General features: G+C 70.3%; 15 protein-coding genes. 9 read left to right on the plus strand and 6 right to left on the minus strand.

What is annotated here, in order from left to right; all coding sequences use genetic code 11:
- Positions 1 to 50: 50 nt before the first annotated feature.
- The gene (locus LRH25_RS07250) at positions 51 to 578 is read right to left on the minus strand and encodes a pyridoxamine 5'-phosphate oxidase family protein (RefSeq protein ID WP_231010558.1); all 528 of its coding nucleotides are present in this window, start codon (positions 576 to 578) and stop codon (positions 51 to 53) included.
- Positions 579 to 846: 268 nt separating this feature from the next.
- Between LRH25_RS07250 and LRH25_RS07255 the strand changes: the two genes are divergently transcribed.
- Positions 847 to 1,272, plus strand: coding sequence for a response regulator (locus tag LRH25_RS07255; protein WP_141291272.1), 426 nt, complete (start codon positions 847 to 849; stop codon positions 1,270 to 1,272).
- 20 nt (positions 1,273 to 1,292) lie between these two features.
- Here the strand turns inward: LRH25_RS07255 and LRH25_RS07260 are convergent, their stop codons facing one another.
- The gene (locus LRH25_RS07260) at positions 1,293 to 1,925 is read right to left on the minus strand and encodes a response regulator (protein ID WP_141291274.1); all 633 of its coding nucleotides are present in this window, start codon (positions 1,923 to 1,925) and stop codon (positions 1,293 to 1,295) included.
- Positions 1,926 to 1,975: 50 nt separating this feature from the next.
- On the opposite strand from LRH25_RS07260, the gene LRH25_RS07265 reads away from it, so the two are divergent.
- A complete protein-coding gene (locus tag LRH25_RS07265) occupies positions 1,976 to 3,325 on the plus strand; it encodes a CHASE3 domain-containing protein (protein WP_231010559.1) in 1,350 nt (449 codons plus the stop codon).
- Positions 3,326 to 3,353: 28 nt separating this feature from the next.
- Here LRH25_RS07265 and LRH25_RS07270 read toward each other — a convergent pair whose 3' ends face one another.
- The 3 genes from LRH25_RS07270 to LRH25_RS07280 all read right to left on the minus strand — a co-directional run bounded on the left by LRH25_RS07270 (position 3,354) and on the right by LRH25_RS07280 (position 7,875).
- Positions 3,354 to 5,432: a response regulator gene (locus tag LRH25_RS07270; RefSeq protein ID WP_231010767.1), complete on the minus strand. Its 2,079-nt coding sequence runs from the start codon at positions 5,430 to 5,432 to the stop codon at positions 3,354 to 3,356.
- Between the two features lie 221 nt (positions 5,433 to 5,653).
- A complete protein-coding gene (locus LRH25_RS33020) occupies positions 5,654 to 7,159 on the minus strand; it encodes a GGDEF domain-containing protein (protein WP_231010560.1) in 1,506 nt (501 codons plus the stop codon).
- Between the two features lie 59 nt (positions 7,160 to 7,218).
- Positions 7,219 to 7,875, minus strand: coding sequence for a pyridoxamine 5'-phosphate oxidase family protein (locus tag LRH25_RS07280; RefSeq protein ID WP_231010561.1), 657 nt, complete (start codon positions 7,873 to 7,875; stop codon positions 7,219 to 7,221).
- A gap of 110 nt (positions 7,876 to 7,985) precedes the next feature.
- Here LRH25_RS07280 and pdxR point away from each other — a divergent pair, with 110 nt between their 5' ends.
- Positions 7,986 to 9,455: a MocR-like pyridoxine biosynthesis transcription factor PdxR gene (gene pdxR / locus LRH25_RS07285; protein WP_231010562.1), complete on the plus strand. Its 1,470-nt coding sequence runs from the start codon at positions 7,986 to 7,988 to the stop codon at positions 9,453 to 9,455.
- On the opposite strand, the gene LRH25_RS07290 is transcribed toward pdxR, so the two are convergent.
- Complete coding sequence (locus LRH25_RS07290) at positions 9,447 to 10,115, minus strand: TetR/AcrR family transcriptional regulator (RefSeq protein WP_231010563.1); 669 nt, start codon at positions 10,113 to 10,115, stop codon at positions 9,447 to 9,449. The two genes, pdxR and LRH25_RS07290, sit on opposite strands and share 9 nt — an antisense overlap.
- Before the next feature lie 136 nt (positions 10,116 to 10,251).
- Here LRH25_RS07290 and LRH25_RS07295 point away from each other — a divergent pair, with 136 nt between their 5' ends.
- The 6 genes from LRH25_RS07295 to LRH25_RS07320 are packed head-to-tail and all read left to right on the plus strand — an operon-like array spanning position 10,252 to position 19,167.
- The gene (locus LRH25_RS07295) at positions 10,252 to 12,012 is read left to right on the plus strand and encodes a PHA/PHB synthase family protein (RefSeq protein ID WP_231010564.1); all 1,761 of its coding nucleotides are present in this window, start codon (positions 10,252 to 10,254) and stop codon (positions 12,010 to 12,012) included.
- Position 12,013: 1 nt separating this feature from the next.
- Positions 12,014 to 12,781 (plus strand): enoyl-ACP reductase FabI, encoded by a 768-nt coding sequence (fabI, locus tag LRH25_RS07300; RefSeq protein WP_231010565.1) that lies wholly within the window; start codon positions 12,014 to 12,016, stop codon positions 12,779 to 12,781.
- A 2-nt stretch (positions 12,782 to 12,783) separates the two neighbouring features.
- Positions 12,784 to 14,178 (plus strand): efflux transporter outer membrane subunit, encoded by a 1,395-nt coding sequence (locus tag LRH25_RS07305; protein ID WP_231010566.1) that lies wholly within the window; start codon positions 12,784 to 12,786, stop codon positions 14,176 to 14,178.
- A gap of 11 nt (positions 14,179 to 14,189) precedes the next feature.
- Positions 14,190 to 15,269, plus strand: coding sequence for an HlyD family secretion protein (locus LRH25_RS07310; protein WP_231010567.1), 1,080 nt, complete (start codon positions 14,190 to 14,192; stop codon positions 15,267 to 15,269).
- Complete coding sequence (rbbA, locus tag LRH25_RS07315) at positions 15,266 to 18,031, plus strand: ribosome-associated ATPase/putative transporter RbbA (RefSeq protein ID WP_231010568.1); 2,766 nt, start codon at positions 15,266 to 15,268, stop codon at positions 18,029 to 18,031. Before LRH25_RS07310 ends, rbbA begins: the two co-directional genes overlap by 4 nt.
- A gap of 2 nt (positions 18,032 to 18,033) precedes the next feature.
- A complete protein-coding gene (locus LRH25_RS07320; RefSeq protein WP_141291114.1) occupies positions 18,034 to 19,167 on the plus strand; it encodes an ABC transporter permease in 1,134 nt (377 codons plus the stop codon).
- Positions 19,168 to 19,172 lie beyond the last annotated feature (5 nt).

The raw sequence follows: 19,172 nt of genomic DNA on the forward strand, positions 1-19,172 counted from the left end.
TTCACTCCTGGCGGGCAAAGAGAGCGGGTTGGACGGGGGACACTCACGGCTCAGTCGCGCCGCAGGATCACGGCGTGGCGCTTGAGCGGATCGGGTGAAAGCTGGGTCAGGCCGGCTGCTGCGGCCAGCAGGCGGGCGTACTGGCCCAGGCGGGTGCCGTCCTGGGCCCACAGTTCGGCGCGCTGCGGCCGCACGCACAGCAGGCGCAGCGCGGGGTCGGCCGGGCGGCCGTGGAAATAGGCCTGGTCCATCGGCGCCCACATGTCCCGCGCCAGCGCTTCGTCGCGCAGCACCACGCCGCCACCTTCGACGCTCACGTAGCGCTGGGCGCCGGGGTCGGCATAGGTCAGCAGCAGGCGATGCTCGCCCGGCAGTGCGCGCACCAGCTCGCTGGCGGCGGGGGCGAAGAACCACAGCCTGTCCTCGTCGTCCAGGCGCTGGGTGAGCATCGGGCGCGGCACCACGCGTGCGCCCGGGATGGAGACCATCGCGAAGCGGATGTCGAAGGCCATGTCCAGCGCCTGTCGCAGCGCCTGCGTGCTGCGGTCGGAATCGGGCGCGTTGGAATGGGAGGTCATGCAAGCTTCCTGGCGGGCCGCTCAAAGGCGGCATGTCGGGGCGGCGTGCAGGACGATCAGATGACGATGGAAGATGCGCGCCGATGAGCCCTGATGGTGGGCCGTGAGCGGGTTCGCGAGGGTCGGTGTGGGCCGCGAGCCCCTGTGGGATCAGGCCGACGCAGCCGGCAAAATAAGACTCTTCCTACAAGTCCAGTCAGACCCCACCTCTACACTCGGTCCTTTGTTGCGTGCTCGTCGCCGACGACAGCGTCGGGCGCATCCGCTGATGCCCAAACTCAAGATCTTTGTCGTCGAGGACAGCCCCATCATTCGCGGCAACCTGGTTGCCGCGCTGGAGGAAATGGCGCCGGTGACGGTCGTGGGTGCGGCGGAAGATGCGCAATCGGCCACGCAGTGGCTGGTGCGGGAGGTGCACGATTGCGATCTGGTGATCGTCGACATCTTCCTGAAAAAGGGCTCAGGAATGGATGTGCTGCGGGCGCTGAAGGAAGACGAGCACCTGGCGGCGCGCGTGGTGCTGACGAATTTCGCCACGCCCAGCGTGCGCAGCCAATGCGCCTCACTGGGCGCAGACCGGGTGTTCGACAAGTCCAGCGAGATCGAACTGCTGATCGACTACTGCATCGAACTCGCCGGCCAGGGTGCCGGGGGCGATTCAACCGGCGGCCAGAGCGCCGCGGGCTTGCAATGAGGTTGTCGCGGGCGGCGACCTTATTGAATGAGGCCGTTTTTCAGTGCGTAGTAGGTCAGCTCGCTGTTGGTCGACAGCGAAAGCTTTTCCATGACCCGCGCGCGGTAGGTGCTGACGGTCTTGACGCTGAGGAACATGCTGTCGGCAATGTGGCTCACCGTCTCGCCCTTGGCCAGACGCAGGAAGACCTGCAGCTCGCGCTCGCTGAGCGCTTCGTGCGGCAGCCGGTCGAGGTTGCCGGTGATGTTGTCGGCCAGCATCTCGGCCACGCTGGGCGTGATGTAGCGCCGGCCACGCGAGACGGTGCGGATCGCGGTGGCGATCTCCTCCGGGTCGCATTCCTTGTTCAGGTAGCCGCTGGCGCCCTGGCGCAGCAGCGTGGTGGCGTAGTGGGCTTCGGGGAAGCCGCTGAGGATCAGCACCGGCAGCTCGGGGCGGCGGGCCTTGATGGCGACCAGCGCATCGACGCCGCTCTGGTCGGGCATCGAGATGTCCATCAGCAGCACGTCGACCTCGTCGCCGCGGGCGATCTCCAGCGCTTCCTTGCCGTTGACCGCCTCGGCCGTCACGCGGAAGTCCACTTGCTCGGTGAGGAACTGGCGCAGCCCCGCCCGAACAATGGCGTGATCGTCAACGATGCCAATGCGAATCATGTTTTTCTCCGGCGGGCCAAGATACCCAGCTTGCAGTGTAAGGGGTTGCGATGCGCAGCGTGACAAGGGGATTGACCAGCATCCCGTTCGCCAGCTTGATCGGCCCGCTCGCGGTGGCCCTGGCGCTGCTGGTGCTGCTGGTCAACGAGATGGGCGTGCACAGCGTGGCCTCGTACAACGCCGAGCGCGAGAAGGCGCTGGAGACGCGCAATGTGGTGGGCCGGCTGCGCCGCCTGCTGCTGGTCGTCGAGTCCTCGCAGCGCGGCTACCTGCTGACCGGCCGCACCGCCTACCGCCAGCCGTATGACAGCACGCTGGACGACCTGAACGGCGCCATCACCGACGTGCGCACGCTGGCCGACAAGCGCCCGGCGCAGCGCGACACGCTGCTGAAGGTGGCCGACGTGGCCGCGCGCAAGGTCTCAGAGACGCAGGAAGTCGTGCGGCTGTTCGACACCGGCGACCGCAGCAATGCGATGGCCTTGTTCATGACCGACATCGGCCGCGACTACATGGAGCAGGTCACGCGCCAGGCCGACGAGATCAACCTCACCGAGGCCCAGGCCTTCGACGCCGCCGGCCGCCAGCGCGACCGCATGCAGGTCTGGGCCAGGCTGGGCCTGGCGGCGATGGTGGCGCTGTGCCTGGCCGCGGTGTTCGCGATGCAGCGGCTCTCGCGCGACCGCGAGCGCGAGCGGGTGCAGCACCTGCTCGCGCTGCAGGCCGAGCGCGACAAGCTGGAAACCGAGGTCGACCGCCGCACCCACGAGCTGGTGGACCTGGCCAAGCACCTGCAAAGCGTGCGCGAGGACGAGCGCCACCGCCTGGCCCGCGAGCTGCACGACGAACTCGGCGGGCTGCTGACGGCCGCCAAGCTGGACGTGGCCCGCATGCGCAAGCGCCTGGTCGAGGCCAAGCCCGAGGTCAACGAGCGCATCGTGCACCTGGCCAAGACGCTGGACGAAGGCATTGCGCTGAAACGCCGCATCATCGAGGACCTGCACCCTTCGTCGCTGAACAACCTCGGGCTGCAGCGCACGCTGGAGATCCTGTGCGTGGAGTTCGCCCAGCGCAGCGAGATCGCGGTGCACACCGAGATCGACGATGTGCAGATGGAGTCCGACCGCGCGCTGGCCATCTACCGGCTGGTGCAGGAGGCGCTGACCAACATCGCCAAGTACGCCTCGGCGCACAACGTGCACGTCACGCTGCGCCGTGAGGGCGAACGGGTGCGGGTGCAGGTGAAGGATGACGGGCTGGGCTTCGACCCGGCCCACATCCGCCAGGGCGCCCACGGCCTGGCCGGCATGCGGTTCCGGGTGCGCTCGTGCCAGGGCGACCTGACACTGCATTCCAGCCCCGGCGAGGGCACCACGGTGCAGGCGACGATGCCGGTGTGAACCGGTGCCGCGGCCGCGCTGGCCGTGCTCAGCGGTGTGGCGCCGCCTGGTCGTCGAGGTAGCGGGTCAGCGCCTGCATGACACGCGCATGCTGCAGCGCCAGCGTGGCCTGCAAGGCCGCCCAGCGGGTCGCCTCGCCGGCATTCAGCGCCTGCTCCAGCGCCCGTGCGGTCTGCGACAGGCCTTCGGCGCCGATGGTGCCGGCGGTCGAGATCAGGTCATGGGCCAGCGCGGCGGCCTCGCGCCAGGCCTCCCGCGCCAGCGCCGCGGCCAGCTGCGCCGGCTGCTCGGCATGCACGCTGACAAAGCGCTGCACCACCTTGCGGTACAGGTCGCGCTGGCTCAGGCAGCGCTGCAGGCCGAGTGCAAAAGACACGGCTTCTTCGGTGTTGTCGCCGTCCGGCGGCAGGGCCGCCGTGCTGCTGGTGCGCAGGCTGGCTGCGGCCGGGCTGGGCAGGGCCGGCGGCGGGCGCATGGCGGGTGCACTTGCCGCGACCGGCCGCGGCGCCAGCCAGCGCACCAGCACCTGGAACAGCTGCGCCGGGTCGAAGGGCTTGGTCACGTAGTCGTTCATGCCCACGGCCAGGCTCTTGTGGCGGTCCGAAGGCAGGGCGTGCGCGGTCATCGCGATGATGGGCAGCGCCTGGTGCCGGGCCTCGCGGCGGATCAGCGCGGTGGCCTGGTAGCCATCCATCACCGGCATCTGCACGTCCATCAGCACCAGGTCGAAATGATGGTCGCGCAGGCAGGCCAGCGCCTCCTTGCCGTCGCGCGCGAGCTGCACCTCCATGCCGGCGTATTCCCGCAGCAGGTCGCCCGCGACGATCTGGTTGGACTCGTTGTCCTCGACCAGCAGCACCCGCTTGCCGCGCAGCATCGCCGGCACCGCCGCCGGGTCGGTCGACTGGCTGGCCGCGGTGGCCTCGCGTTGCTGCACCAGCACGCTGGCATGCTCGGCCGTGCCCACCTGCAGCCGCGCATCGAAGCTGAATTCGCTGCCTTCGCCGGGCTTGCTCTGCACGCCGATCTTGCCGCCCATCAGCGCCACCAGCTGCTTGCAGATCGCCAGCCCGAGGCCGGTGCCGCCATGCTGGCGCGTGCTCGATGGGTCGAGCTGGTCGAAGGGCTGGAACAGCCGCTCGGCCTGCGCCGGCTGGATGCCGACCCCCGTATCGTGCACCGCGAAGACCAGCGTGCAGTTCGGCACTTCGCCGCTGCTGTCCTGCTGCGTGCAGCGCACGGCAACCCGGACCTCGCCGCGGGCGGTGAACTTGACCGCGTTGGCGCAGAGGTTGACCAGCACCTGCTCCAGCCGCAGCGCATCGCCCACCAGCACCGGCGGCAGGTCTTCGGGCACGTCCATCTTCAGCGTCAGGCCCTTGTCCTGCGCGCTGGCACCGATGGCGGCCTGCAGCTTGTCCAGCACCTGCACCAGCAGGAAGGGCCGGTGCTCCAGCACCAGCTTGCCGGCCTCGATCTTCGAGAAGTCCAGGATGTCATTGATGATCAGCAGCAGGGTGTCGGCCGCGGCCCGGGCCCGGTTCAGGTAGCCGCGCTGGCGCGAGTCCAGCCGGCTGCGCAGTGCCAGGTTGATCAGGCCCTGCATTGCATTCATCGGCGTGCGGATCTCGTGGCTCATGTTGGCCAGGAACTCGCTCTTGGCGCGCGATGCCACCTGGGCCTGCTCACGTGCCTCGGCCAGCGCCTTCTGGGCTTCCTGCCATTGCGCCTGGCGCTGCTGCAGCTGTTGGGCCAGCTCGGCCAGGCGGGCCTCGCTGGCGCGGGCCTGGGCCATGGCCTGCTCGGCCACGCTGCGTTGCTGCGAGAGTTGCCAGCTCAGTTGGCGCTGGGCGCGCAGCAGCCGGCTGCCCAGTGCGGCAATGCCCAGTACCGTCACCGGCATCCAGCAGGCGGCGGCCAGCAGCCCGGGTGGCGAGCCGGCCAACCCGAAGACCATGGCCAGCTGCACCAGGGCCCAGAGCCCGAACCCGGCCGCGACGTAGGCCGCCTCGCGCATTTGCGAGCGGCGCGCCAGGGACAGGAACAGCAGCGCCAGCGTTGCCTGAAAGAAGACGCCCGCGACTGCCAGAAATTCGCTGGGATTCATGGTGGCCACGGCCTGCTGCTTGTCCAGGAGCTGGGGTTGAATTCAGACTAGCACCAAGCTTCGCGCGGCGCCATGCGGGCATTGCCGTGTCTGCGCTGCAGCTTGCACGAACGGTCACAAAACCGCACGCACTGGCAGTCTGCAGCAGTCCTGTGACAGCGTTTGTTCAGCGGCTGTTCAGGTGCCTGAAAACCCCTGAGACCTCGTTGGCGCCGATGGGATCAGGCGGCCGGGCCGCCCTTCATCGCGTGATGCTGTACGCGGTTGCGGCCGGCGCGCTTGGCCTGGAACAGCGCCTGGTCGGCCGCGCGGATCAGCCGGGCGCTGTCGCTGGCCGCATGCAGCGGCGCGCAGGCCAGGCCGATGCTGATGGTCACCACCTGCTGCGGGCTGGCCGGGTGCGGCAGCTGCAGTGCCTGCACCGCCGCGCGCAGCCGCTCGGCGACCACCGAGGCGCCGTCGGCGTCCACCTCCTGCAGCAGCGCGATGAATTCCTCGCCGCCGTAGCGCGCCAGGATGTCGCCCGGCCGCACCAAGGCACGCTGCAGTGCCTGCGCGACCTGGCGCAGGCATTCGTCACCACGCTCGTGGCCAAGCTCGTCGTTGAGCAGCTTGAAGTGGTCGATGTCCATCATCAGCACCGCCGCCACCGACGGGGTGCCACGCTGCTCGCGCCACCAGGCGCCGGCCAGCGCATGGTCAAGGAAGCGGCGGTTGCCCACGCCCGTCAGCGCGTCGGTCCAGGCCAGCGAGCGCAGCGCGGTGTGCTCGCGCTGCAAGGCTTCGCCTCGGGCGATCTGGCTGACCTGCAAAACGACGCTGCGCAGCGCATAACCCAGCACTGCGCTGACCACGCCTGCCGTGCCCCAGGCGTAGTCCACACGGATCAGGAACAGCGAGACCACCAGCAGCGCGCCCGGCACCACCAGCGGCCCGGCCGCGTGCACGCTGCGCACCAGCACCGCCGGAGGCTGCGGCAGCGCCAGTTCGGCCTGCGGTGGCCGCAATGCCAGCGAGGCCAGCAGCGCGAATGCAACCGTGACCACTGCGCCGTATTCCGGCCCATAGGCCGGGTCGCCGGCAATGAAGTGGTTGTTCCAGCCGGCCACGCCCATGTAGAGCAGCGCGTGCACCAGCAGCACGCCAAACAGCGTGCGCTCGTCGGCTTCCTCGGCCGCGCACCAGCGCACCAGCGCGCCCAGCACGATGAACAGGTTCTGCGCGTCGAACAGCCACATCATCGTGTGCACGCCGGGCTGGTCCTGCGCGCCGTGCACCGTCAGCACATGCCAGGTGATCAGGAAATAGCCGAAGCCCAGCGCCAGCGCCAGCAGCGCGTCGATGCCTCGCACCCAGTGCTGGCCAGCGGGTTGCCAGCTGCTGGCCAGCAGAAAGGTCAGCGGCACGGCAGCCAGGTGGAAGGCCAGCATCGCGCCGCGGTACATCTCGTTGGCCAGGCCCAGCACCCATTCGTGCCACAGGTTGCCGAAGCCGCCAACCGTCCACACCAGCAGGCTGGCCGTCACCAGCCACCAGCCGGTGCGCGCCGCGGCCTGCGGTTCCCGCCGGCCGCGCCAGGCGGTGGCCAGCCCCGTCAGCAGGGGCGCCACCACCATCGCCAGATAGGCCACGCCGCCCGCAGCCTCGGGCCAGGCGAGCGGGAGGCCGATTTGCAGCAGCAGGAAGCCCAGCGGCAGAGAGATACAAGGAGTTACAACATGACGCACGGCGCGATTTTGGCCCAAGCCGCGGCCGGCCTTGCGCGCTGCAGCATCAAAGGCAATCTTTACCTGGGCAAGGGCGAGCGGCCATGCCAGCCGGTGACATACGCAGGCGCCGGCACCGTGCTGTGCGGCGCCGCCACGGGGGCCTGCGGCTGCAGCAGCAGCGGCAGCACGCCGGCCCAGACCGGCAGGTCCAGGTCCTCGGCATCGTCCTGCGGGCCGCCGGTGCGCACCTTCGCAGCGGCCTCGTTCAGCGGCAGGGCCAGCAGCGTGGTCGCGGCAAATTCCTTGTCGTTGCCAGGGCGCGCATCGTGCTCGCGGCCCGGTGCGATCTTGTGCATGAACACGTCCATCAGCCGGCGCTTCTCGGCTTCGCCTGCCACCGCCTCGAAGCTGCCGTAGATCACGGCCGAGCGGTAGTTCATCGAATGGTTGAAGGCCGACTTGGCCAGTACCAGCCCGTCCATCAGCGTGATGGCCACGCTGACCTGCCGGCCGCTGCCCAGCAGCTTCACCAGCCGGCCGCCGTTGGAGCCATGCACATACAGCCGCTCGCCATCGCGCCAGCAGGCGGTGGGAATGCAGTGGCTGCTGCTGCCGTCATGGAAGGCGATGTGGCAGAGGTAGCTGGCGTCGACGATGGCATGCAGCGTGGCCGCATCGTAGCGGGCCAGCTCGGCCAGGCGTTTGACACGGGTGCGGGCACTGGGCGGGGACATGGGGCAACTCCTGGGATGGGAAAACGGCGAAGCGGCGCAGCATAGGCAACAATTGGCCCCTCACCTAGAGCCATTGCCGGCAAGTTTTTAGAGCCAGTTTCCGCAGCACCATGGACTACGCCCTGCTGCTGCGCAGCGTCGATCAAGCCCACCCGACCCTCGGCTCGCGCCAGGCCAGGTTGCACCAGGGCCTGCGTCTGGCCATCCTGGACGGCCAGCTCGCCGCGGGCGCCGCGCTGCCTCCCAGCCGCCAGCTCGCGGCCGACCTCGGCGTGGCCCGCAACATGGTGCTGTACGCCTACGAGCAACTGGCCGCCGAAGCGCTGGTGCGAACCGAAGGCCGGCGCACACGCGTGGCGCCGCTGCCGGTGCAGCCGCGGGCCGAGGAAACACTCGCGCTGCCGTTGTCCCGCCGCGCGCTGTCGCTGAGCGAGCCGCTGGACGGGGTGGACGGTTCGTACTTCGTCACCCCCGGCCTGGACCGTGCCTTCGTGCCCGGCCTGCCGGACCTGCCGTCCTTCCCGCTGGCACTGTGGCGCCGCCTGCTGGACCGGGCCTGGCGCGACGCCAGCCCGCCCGACCTGGGCTACGCCGGCGTGCAGGGCGACGCCTCGCTGCGTGACGCGCTGGCCCAGCACCTGCGCGCCAACCGCGGCTTGCGCTGCAGCGCCGCGCAGCTGTTCATCACCGACGGCACCCAGCAAAGCCTGCAGCTCTGCGCCAGCGTGCTGGCCGATGCCGGCGACACCGCCTGGCTGGAAGACCCCGGCTACGGCGGTGCGCTCACGGCCTGCCAGTCCGCGCTGCTGAAGGTGGTCGGCAAGCCGGTCGACGGCGAAGGCCTGCGCCTCACCGACGCCGACTGGCGCCATCCGCCGAAGCTGGTCTACCTCACGCCCTCGCACCAATACCCGCTGGGCTCGGTGCTCAGCCTGCCGCGCCGGCTCGCGCTGATCGCCAATGCCCGGCGCCATGGCAGCTGGATCCTGGAAGACGACTACGACAGCGAGTTCCGCCACACCGAGGCGCCGCTGCACGCGCTGCAAGGCCTGGAGCCGGCCGCGCCGGTGTTTTACCTCGGCACCTTCAGCAAGACGCTGTTGCCGGCGCTGCGCACCGGCTACATCGTCGTGCCGGCCGGCATGGTGGCGCCGTTTGCCGAGGCCATGAGCCGGCTGCAGCCGCGCGGCCGCATGCCCGAGCAGCGCGCGCTGGCCGCCCTGCTTCACAGCGGCGCCTACCTGGCCCACCTGCGCCGCATGCGCCGCCTCTACCGCGAGCGCCGCGAGGCGCTGCTGGCCGCGCTGCAGCAGGAATTCGGCGAGAGCGTCGTGCCGGTCGGCCACGGCGCGGGCCTGCACCTGTGCATCACGCTGCCGCAAGGCGTGGTCGACGTGCAGGCCAGCGCACGTGCCGCTGTCCTTGGCGTGGTGGCTCGGCCCCTGAGCCAGCACCAGGTCCCCGGCTGCCCGCACGGGCCGCTGAACGGCCTGGTGCTCGGCTACGGCCATGTCAGGGCGCAGGCCATGGACCGCCAGGTCCGGCTGCTGGCACGGGCCGTGCGCGAAACCTCAGGCTGATGCGGGCGCCAGCCACTCGCACAGCATGTTCACGTGGGCGCTGCGCATGCGCTCGGCGTCTGCCGCATCGTGCTCGCCGAAAATCAGCTGCGTCAGCATCAGCAACACGGCGGGCGCGAGGATCAGCCGCGGTTCGCGTACCAGCACTTCGGTCCGCACGCCGGACGGTGCACCGCTCTGCGCCGCCGCCTCGGCCAGGATCGCACTGAGCAACTGCCAATGGGGCTCCAGCACCTGGGAGCGCCAGCGCGCTACCAATTCGGGCACGCGCCGGCCTTCGGCGATCAGCAGGCGCAGCATCGCCGTGGTGCCGGGATCGCCCATGCGCTGGTACATGCGGCCGACCAACCACTCCACCAGTGGCCGCAGCGCGGTGGGCGGCGGCTGCTCTGCTGAGCCCGGATCGGGGACTTGCAGGTGGCGGCCGATCAGTGCTTCGAACAGCTCGTCCTTGCCCTTGAAGTGGCCGTAGAGCCCGCCCTTGGACAGCCCGCACAGCGCGGCGATGTCGTCCATGCGCGTGGCCGCGAAACCGCGCTCGGCAAAGGCCAGCAGCGCCGCATCGAGGATCTGCTGCACTCGCACCTCGGGCGGCTCGCGGCGCCGCTGTGGCGCGGGGGCAGGCGCCACGCAGGCCTGCAAGGGAATGGGGGCTGGCATGTGCATGTCTCCTGGTGTTGTGTCCTGCCACGGCATTGGAGACTGACCAGTCGGTCACTCGCTTGATCTGCCTCAAGAGGGGCGGCCCCGCGGCTTCCTACAGTGGCGCCATCCCGGTCCCCTGCAGGACACCGCCATGCCGACGCCCGCCCCCCTCGCCCGCCCCGAACTCCCCAGCCTTGCCGAGCGCATCGACCCGCTGGTGCATGCCGCGCTGGCCCGTGGCAGCGCTTCGCTTTCGCTGGCCTCGCCGCTGCTGGCCTGGCTGGACTGGTCGCTGCACCTGGCCGCCTCGCCCGGCAAGCGCGCCGACCTGGGCAGCCTGGCCTGGCAGCAGGCCCAGCAATGGACCCACTACGCGCTGGCCTGTGGCGCTGCCGCCGGCCGCGCGCCGGCCGAGGGCTGCTGCGTGGCTCCGCCGGCGCACGACCGCCGCTTCGAGGCCCCCGAGTGGCAGCGCTGGCCGTTCAACCTGATGCACCAGTCCTTCCTGCTGACCGAGCAGTGGTGGGCCGCGGCCACGCAAGGCGTGTGGGGCGTGGAAAAGCATCACCAGGACCTGGTGGCCTTTGGCGCGCGCCAGCTGCTGGACCTGGCCTCGCCCGGCAACCAGTTGCTCACCAACCCGGTGGTGCTCGAGCGCACCCAGGCCCAGCTGGGCGCCAACCTGGCGCGTGGCTTCCTGAACGCCGTGGAAGACCTGCAGCGCGAGGCGGTGCACGCGCCGCCGGCCGGCACCGAACCCTTCCAGGTCGGCCGCAACCTGGCCGTCACCCCCGGCAAGGTCGTGCTGAAGAACCGGCTGATGGAGCTGATCCAGTACGCCCCCAGCACGCCCACGGTGCATCCGGAGCCTGTGCTGATCGTGCCGGCCTGGATCATGAAGTACTACATCCTGGACCTGTCACCGCACAACTCGCTGATCAAGTTCCTGGTCGACCAGGGCCGCACGGTGTTCTGCATCTCGTGGAAAAACCCGCAGGCCGAGGACCGCGAACTCGGCATGGACGATTACCTCTCGCTGGGCGTAGCCGCCGCGCTCGCCGCCGTGCGAGACATCGTGCCCAAGCAGCCGGTGCATGCCGTGGGCTACTGCCTGGGCGGCACGCTGCTGAGCATGGCCGCCGCCGCACTCGCGCGCACCGAGCCGGAGGCGCTGGCTTCGATGACGCTGTTCGCCGCCCAGACCGATTTCCACGAACCCGGCGAGCTGGGCCTGTTCATCGACGAGAACCAGGTCAGCCTGCTGGAAGCGCAGATGGCGCGCACCGGCTACCTCAAGGCCAGCCAGATGGCCGGCGCCTTCCAGATGCTGCGCTCCAACGACCTGCTGTGGTCGCGCCTGATCAACGAATACCTGCTGGGCCAGCGCGCGACCATGAACGACCTGATGGCCTGGAACGCGGATGCGACCCGCATGCCGGCCCGCATGCACTCGCAGTACCTGCGCCAGCTGTTCCTGAAGAACGACCTGGCCGAAGGCCGTTTCATGGTCGACGGCCACCCCGTCTCGCTGGCCGACCTGCGGCTGCCGGTGTTCATGGTGGGCACGCTGACCGACCATGTCGCGCCGTGGCGCTCGGTCTACAAGCTGCACCACCTGTGCCCGGCCGAGATCACTTTCGCGCTGACCAGCGGCGGCCACAACGCGGGCATCGTCAACCCGCCGGGCGCCGGCCATCGCCGCCATCAGTTGCTGACCCGTCCTGCCGAAGGCCCGAGCTTGACGGCCGACGACTGGCTGGCGGCGGCGCCGCAGCACGAAGGCTCGTGGTGGCCGGCCTGGCAGGCTTGGCTGGCGGCGCATTCCGGCGCCCCGGTCAAGCCGCCGCACATGGGTGGCCGCCACAAGGGCGCGCTGGCCGATGCGCCCGGCAGCTACGTGATGGTGCGCTGACATGGTCATCGACCTGAGCGGCAAGAAAGGCCTGGTGGTGGGCATCGCCAACGCACAGAGCATTGCCTGGGGCTGCGCGCAGGCCTTCCAGGCGGCCGGCGCCGAACTGGCGCTGACCTGGCTCAACGACAAGGCCCGTCCGCACGTCGAACCGCTGGCCCAGGCGCTGAACGCGGCGCTGATGTTGCCGCTGGACGTGCAGCAGCCCGGCCAGCTGGAAGCGGTGTTCGAGGCCATCACCCAGCGCTGGGGCAGGCTCGACTTCGTGCTGCACTCCATCGCCTTCGCGCCCGGTGCGGATCTGCACGGCCGAGTGGTCGACAGTTCCGCCGAGGGCTTTGCGCAGGCCATGGACGTCTCCTGCCACTCGCTGCTGCGCATGGCCCGGCTCGCCGAGCCGCTGATGGCGGACGGCGGTTGTTTGCTGACCATGAGCTACCAGGGTGCCGACGAGGTGATTGCCAACTACGGCGTGATGGGGCCGGTCAAGGCCGCGCTGGAAGCCAGCGTGCGCTACCTTGCCACCGAGCTCGGGCAGCGCGGCATTCGCGTGAACGCGGTGTCGCCTGGCCCGCTGGCCACACGCGCCGCCTCCGGCATCGCCCATTTCGATGCACTGCTGCAGGACAGCGCCGCCCGCGCCCCGCTGCGCCGGCTGGTCACGCAGCAGGAGATCGGCGAGCTCTGCAGTTTTTTGGTCAGCGACCTGGCGCGCGCCATCACCGGCGACACGCTCTACATCGACGCCGGCATGCACATCCTGGGCTAGCCATGCATTTATCTCGACGCTTCCTTGCTTTCGTTTGGTCTGGCGGCCTGCTGCTGGCTGGCTGCGCCTCGCTGGCGCCGCCGTACACCCGGCCCGAGCCGCCGGTCCCGGCGCAGTTCGAGCTGGGCGCGCCGCCGCTGGCGCGCCAGGCTGCCTCGCTGCCCTGGCAGGACTATTTCGCCGACGCCCGCCTGCAGGCCCTGATCGCGCAGGCGCTGGACCACAACCGCGACCTGCGCCAGACTGCGGCCCGCGTGGCGCAGGCCCGCGCCGCGCTGGGCATCCAGCAGGCCGAGGCCCTGCCCACGCTGGCCGCCCAGGCCGGCGGCCAGCGCCAGCGGGTGCCGGGCGACCTGAACCTCACCGGTCGGCCGGTGGTGGGCAATGACTTCCAGGTCGGCCTGGGCCTGGCCAGCTGGGAGCTGGACTTCTGGGGCCGGGTGCGCAGCCTCGAAGGTGCGGCGCGCGAAAGCTTCCTGGCCAGCGAAGCGGCGCAGGCCGCCGCCCGCCTCAGCCTCATCACCCAGGTGGCCCAGGCCGACCTGGCGCTGCGCGAGTTGGACGAGCGCCTGGCGCTGGCCAATCTCACCGTCAGCAGCCGCAGCGAAAGCCTGCGCATCTTCACCCGCAGGGTGGAGGTGGGTGCCACCTCGCGGCTGGCGCTGACCCAGGTGCAGACGCTGCTGACCCAGGCCCAGGCGCTGAGCGCCCAGCTCGACCTCGCGCGGGCCAACCAGGCCCATGCGCTGATGCTGCTGGTCGGCGGCCCGCTGGACAGCCGCACCGTGCCGCTGCTGGCCGCCACCCGGCTGGCCGAGCTGCAGCCGGGGCTGCCCGCTGAGCTGCTGGACCACAGGCCGGACCTGCTGGCCGCCGAGCACCAGCTCAAGGCGGCCAATGCCAACATCGGCGCCGCCCGCGCCGCCTTTTTCCCCCGCATTGCGCTGACCGGCCAGGCCGGTACCGCCAGCGCCGAGTTGAACGGGCTGTTTGCCACCGGCAGCGCGGCCTGGAGCTTTGCCCCGCAGATCACGCTGCCGCTGTTCGACGGCGGCCGCCGCGAGGCCAACCTGGCCGGCGCCCAGGCGCGCCGGGATGAAGCGCTGGCCCGTTACGAAGCCACCGTGCAGGGCGCCTTCCGCGATGTCAACGACGCGCTGGCCGCACGCCAGGGCCTGGCCCGCCAGCTGGCGATCGCCCAGCAGGCACTGGCGGCCCAGCGCGAACGCGCCCGCCTGTCCACGCTGCGCTACGACGCCGGTTCCGCCGCCTTCCTCGAAGTGCTGGACGCCCAGCGCGACCTGCTGGCCGCCGAGCAGCAGCAGGTGCAGGCCCAGCGCGCGCTGCTGAGCAGCCAGGTCAGCCTCTATGCCGCGCTCGGCGGCGACGCACTTTGACGAACACCACCATGCCCATCACCAAACAACACCTGATCCTGGGCGCCGGCCTGCTGGCCGTGGCCGTGGCCGCCGGTGCCGGCGCCTACGCCTGGAGCGCGCTGCGCCCGCACGGGCCTGGCGAAGGCTTTGTCAGTGGCAACGGCCGCATCGAGGCGACCGAGGTCGACGTCGCCACCAAGCTGGGTGGCCGGGTGCAGGACATCCTGGTCGACGAAGGCGACTTCGTCAGCGCCGGCCAGCCGCTGGCCCACATGCAGGTGCAGACCCTGGAAGCCCAGCGCGACGAAGGCCGCGCGCGGCGTGAGCAGGCCGTCAGCGGCGTGGCCAGCGCCCAGGCCCAGGTGACGGTGCGCGAGAGCGATGTGCAGACCGCGCTGGCCCAGGTTGCTCAGCGCGAGAGCGAGCTGGACGCCGCCCGCCGCCGCCAGGCCCGCTCCGAGACCTTGACCAAGGAAGGCGCGTCGTCCGACCAGGAGCTGGATGACGACCGCGCCCGCGTGCGCAGCGCCCAGGCCGGGTTGAATGCCGCCCAGGCCCAGGTCGCCGCGGCCCGGGCCGGCGTGGTGGCCGCGCGCACCCAGGTCAGCAGCGCCCAGGCAGCGCAGGTCGCGGCCGACGCCACGCTGGCCCGCATCCAGGCCGACATCGACGACAGCGCCCTCACCGCGCCGCGTGCCGGCCGGGTGCAGTACCGCATCGCCCAGGCCGGCGAGGTGCTGGGCGGCGGCGGCAAGCTGCTGAACCTGGTGGACCTGTCGGACGTCTACATGACCTTCTTCGTGCCCGAACAGGTGGCCGGCCGGCTGGCGCTGGGCAGCGAAGTGCACATCGTGCTGGACGCCGCGCCGCAGTACGTGATCCCGGCCAAGGTGTCCTTTGTCGCCAGCACCGCGCAGTTCACGCCCAAGACGGTGGAGACCGCCAGCGAGCGGCAGAAGCTGATGTTCCGCGTCAAGGCGCAGATCGGCCGCGAGCTGTTGCAGAAGCACCTGAAGCAGGTCAAGACCGGCCTGCCCGGCGTGGCCTGGCTCAAGCTGGACCCGCAGGCCGCCTGGCCCGCCGAGCTGGCGGTGCAGGTGCCTCGGTGAGCCCTCCAGTGAGCCTGCCGGGCGAGCCGGTCGCCCGCTTTGGCGGCGTGAGCCTGCGCCACGGCGAGACCGTGGCGCTGGACGATGTGACGCTGGCGCTGCCGGCAGGTTGCATGGTCGGCCTGATCGGGCCGGACGGCGTGGGCAAGTCCAGCCTGCTGTCACTGCTGGCCGGCGCGCGCGCGGTGCAGGAGGGCACGGTGCTGGCGCTGGGCGGCGACATGGCCAGCCGCACCCACCGCGAAGCCGTCTGCCCGCGCATTGCCTACATGCCGCAAGGCCTGGGCAAGAACCTCTACCCCACGCTGTCGGTCGAGGAGAACCTGCAGTTCTTCGGCCGCCTGTTCGGCCACCGCAGCGCCGAGCGGCGCAGCCGCATCGATACGCTGACCGCCAGCACCGGCCTGCGGCCCTTTCTGCAGCGCCCGGCCGGCAAGCTCTCAGGCGGCATGAAGCAGAAGCTGGGCCTGTGCTGCGCGCTGATCCACGACCCGGACCTGCTGATCCTCGACGAACCCACCACCGGCGTGGACCCGCTCTCCCGGGCCCAGTTCTGGGAGCTGATCGGCCGCATCCGGGCCGAGCGGCCCGGCATGAGCGTGGTGGTCGCCACCGCCTACATGGAAGAGGCCGAGCGCTTCGACTGGCTGGTGGCGATGGACGCCGGCCGGGTGCTGGCCACCGGCAGCCCGGCCGAGCTGCGCCAGCGCAGCGGCTGCGCCAGCCTGGAGGCCGCCTTCATCGCGCTCTTGCCAGAGGAACGGCGGCGCGGCCACCACGCGGTCGTGGTGCCGCCGCTGCAGGCCGACGAGGGGGGCACAGAGGCCATTGCCATCGAGGCGCGCGGACTGACGATGCGCTTTGGCGATTTCGTCGCCGTTGACCACGTGGACTTCCGCATCCGCCGCGGCGAGATCTTCGGCTTCCTCGGCTCCAACGGCTGCGGCAAGTCCACCACCATGAAGATGCTGACTGGCCTGCTGCCGGCCAGCGAGGGCCAGGCGCTGCTGTTCGGCCAGCCGATTGCCAGCGGCGACATCGCCACCCGCGCCCGCGTGGGCTACATGTCGCAAGCCTTCTCGCTGTACGGCGAACTCAGCGTGCAGCAGAACCTGGTGCTGCACGCGCAGCTGTTCAAGGTGGCGCCGGAACAGGTGGCCGCGCGGGTGGACGAGATGGCCAAGCGCTTCGGCCTGCAGGACGTGCTGGCCAGCCTGCCCGAGAGCCTGCCGCTGGGCATGCGCCAGCGCCTGTCGCTGGCGGTGGCCATGGTGCACAAGCCCGAGCTGTTGATCCTCGACGAGCCCACCTCCGGCGTGGACCCGGTGGCGCGCGACCTGTTCTGGGAGCTGATGATCGAGCTGGCCCGCCGCGATGGCGTGACCATCTTCATCTCCACCCACTTCATGAACGAGGCCGAGCGCTGCGACCGCATCTCGCTGATGCACGCCGGCCGGGTGCTGGTGACCGACGCACCGCAGGCCCTGGTGGCCAAGCGCGGCGCCGCCAGCCTGGAGGCCGCCTTCATCAGTTACCTGAAAGAGGCCGCGGGGCCGGAGGCTGCCACGCTCGCGCCTGTCGCTGCGCCGGCCGCCGATGCCACAGTGCGGGCCGCCGCCGCGCCGGCCGCGCGCCGCGGCTTCAGCCTGGCCCGCCTGCTCAGCTACAGCCAGCGCGAGGCGCTGGAGCTGCGGCGCGACCCGGTGCGTGCCACGCTGGCACTGCTGGGCACGGCCATCCTGATGTTCATCATCGGCTACGGCATCAGCCTGGACGTGGAGAACCTCAGCTACGCGGTGCTGGACCAGGACCAGACGGGCCTGAGCCAGAGCTATGCGCTGAACCTTTCGGGCTCGCGCTACTTCATCGAACATGCGCCCATCGCCGACCACGCCGAGCTGGACCGCCGCATGCGCAGCGGCGAGCTGGCGCTGGCCATCGAGATCCCGCCGGGCTTCGCGCGCGACGTGGCGCGCGGCAAGACCGTGACCATTGGCGCCTGGGCCGACGGCGCGATGCCCACCCGCGCCGAGACCGTGCGCGGCTACGTGCAGGCCATGCACGCCATGTGGCTGGCGGACATGGCGCAGCACCGCCTGGGCGTGTCGCTGGCCGCACCCAGTGCGCTGGAGGTGCGCTACCGCTACAACCCCGATGTGAAGAGCCTGCCGGCCATGGTGCCGGCCGTCATCCCGCTGCTGCTGATGATGATCCCGGCCATGCTGGCGGCCCTCTCGGTGGTGCGCGAGAAGGAGCTGGGCTCCATCCTGAACCTCTATGTCACGCCGGTCACCCGCACAGAGTTCCTGCTCGGCAAGCAGCTGCCCTATGTGCTGCTGGCGATGTTCAATTTCCTGCTGATGTCGGCGCTGGCCGTCAGCGTGTTCGGCGTGCCCATCAAGGGCAGCTTTGCCACCCTGAGCCTGGCGGCGCTGATCTTCGTCGTGGCTTCGACCGGCTTCGGCCTGCTGGCTTCCACCTTCACCAAGAGCCAGATCGCGGCCATCTTCGTGACCATGATCGCCACGATGATCCCCTGCGTGCAGTTCGCCGGCCTGCTGAACCCGGTGTCGTCGCTGGAAGGCATGGGCGCCTTCATCGGCCGCATCTATCCCGCCTCGCACTTCCTCACCATCAGCCGCGGTGTGTTCAGCAAGGCGCTGGACGTGACCGGCCTGGCGCCGTCGTTCTGGCCGCTGCTGGCCTCGGTGCCGGTGATCCTGGGGCTGGCCATCGTGTTGCTGAAGAAGCAGGAAAGCTGAGCATGGCCAAGACCGCTTCCGTCGCGAACATCTACCGCCTGGGCGTCAAGGAGCTGTGGAGCCTGGTGCGCGACCCGATGATGCTGGTGCTCATCGCCTACACCTTCACGCTGTCCATCTACGTGGCCGCCACCGCAATGCCCGAGAGTCTGCACAACGCGGCCATCGCCATCGTCGACGAAGACGCCTCGCCGCTGTCCGCGCGCATCGTCTCCGGCTTCTACCCACCGCACTTCAAGGCGCCCGAGCTGGTCAGCCGCCAGGCCATGGACGCCGGCATGGACGACGGCCGCTTCACCTTTGTGCTGGACATCCCGGCCGGCTTCCAGCGTGACGTGCTGGCCGGCCGCGCGCCCACCGCCCAGCTCAACGTGGACGCCACCCGCATGAGCCAGGCCTTCACCGGCAGCGGCTACATCCAGCAGATCGCCAGCGACGAGGTGGGGGACTACCTGCGCCGAGCCCAGCCTGCCGCCGCGATGCCGGTGGCGCTGGACCTGCGCATGCGCTTCAACCCCAACCTGGAGCAGGCCTGGTTCGGCTCGCTGATGGAGATCATCAACAACGTGACCATGCTGTCCATCATCCTGACCGGCGCCGCGCTGATCCGCGAGCGCGAGCACGGCACCATCGAGCACTTGCTGGTGATGCCCGTCACGCCCACCGAGATCATGCTGGCCAAGGTCTGGGCCATGGGCCTGGTGGTGGCACTGGCGGCGCTCGCGGCGCTGGTCTTCGTGGTGCAGGGCGCACTGCAGGTGCCGGTTGCGGGCTCAGTGGCGCTGTTCATGGCGGTGGCCGTGCTGCACCTGTTTGCGACCACCTCGCTGGGCATCTTCATGGCCACGCTGGCGCGCAGCATGCCGCAGTTCGGCATGCTGCTGGTGCTGGTGCTGATCCCGCTGCAGCTGCTCTCGGGCGGCGCCACGCCGCGCGAAAGCATGCCGCACCTGGTGCAGGACGTGATGCTGGCCGCACCGACCACGCACTTCGTGATCGCCGCGCAAGGCATCCTGTACCGTGGTGCCGGCCTGTCTGTCGTGTGGCCGCAGATGCTGGCGATTGCCGGCATTGGTGCGGCGCTGTTCAGTGTGTCGCTGGCGCGCTTTCGGCGCACCATCGGCCAGATGGCTTGATGGCC

This window comes from Ideonella azotifigens, assembly GCF_021043325.1.
Taxonomy (GTDB): domain Bacteria; phylum Pseudomonadota; class Gammaproteobacteria; order Burkholderiales; family Burkholderiaceae_C; genus Ideonella; species Ideonella azotifigens.

Bases quoted from the DNA above. Each gene is read 5' to 3' on its own strand.
- LRH25_RS07280 (WP_231010561.1), bottom strand. From the start codon at position 7,875: ATGTCCCCGCCCAGTGCCCGCACCCGTGTCAAACGCCTGGCCGAGCTG.
- LRH25_RS07320 (WP_141291114.1), top strand. From the start codon at position 18,034: ATGGCCAAGACCGCTTCCGTCGCGAACATCTACCGCCTGGGCGTCAAG.
- fabI (WP_231010565.1), top strand. From the start codon at position 12,014: ATGGTCATCGACCTGAGCGGCAAGAAAGGCCTGGTGGTGGGCATCGCC.
- LRH25_RS07295 (WP_231010564.1), top strand. From the start codon at position 10,252: ATGCCGACGCCCGCCCCCCTCGCCCGCCCCGAACTCCCCAGCCTTGCC.
- LRH25_RS07305 (WP_231010566.1), top strand. From the start codon at position 12,784: ATGCATTTATCTCGACGCTTCCTTGCTTTCGTTTGGTCTGGCGGCCTG.
- pdxR (WP_231010562.1), top strand. From the start codon at position 7,986: ATGGACTACGCCCTGCTGCTGCGCAGCGTCGATCAAGCCCACCCGACC.
- LRH25_RS07260 (WP_141291274.1), bottom strand. From the start codon at position 1,925: ATGATTCGCATTGGCATCGTTGACGATCACGCCATTGTTCGGGCGGGG.
- LRH25_RS07270 (WP_231010767.1), bottom strand. From the start codon at position 5,432: ATGAATCCCAGCGAATTTCTGGCAGTCGCGGGCGTCTTCTTTCAGGCA.
- LRH25_RS07290 (WP_231010563.1), bottom strand. From the start codon at position 10,115: ATGCCAGCCCCCATTCCCTTGCAGGCCTGCGTGGCGCCTGCCCCCGCG.
- LRH25_RS07265 (WP_231010559.1), top strand. From the start codon at position 1,976: ATGCGCAGCGTGACAAGGGGATTGACCAGCATCCCGTTCGCCAGCTTG.
- LRH25_RS07250 (WP_231010558.1), bottom strand. From the start codon at position 578: ATGACCTCCCATTCCAACGCGCCCGATTCCGACCGCAGCACGCAGGCG.
- LRH25_RS07255 (WP_141291272.1), top strand. From the start codon at position 847: ATGCCCAAACTCAAGATCTTTGTCGTCGAGGACAGCCCCATCATTCGC.
- LRH25_RS07310 (WP_231010567.1), top strand. From the start codon at position 14,190: ATGCCCATCACCAAACAACACCTGATCCTGGGCGCCGGCCTGCTGGCC.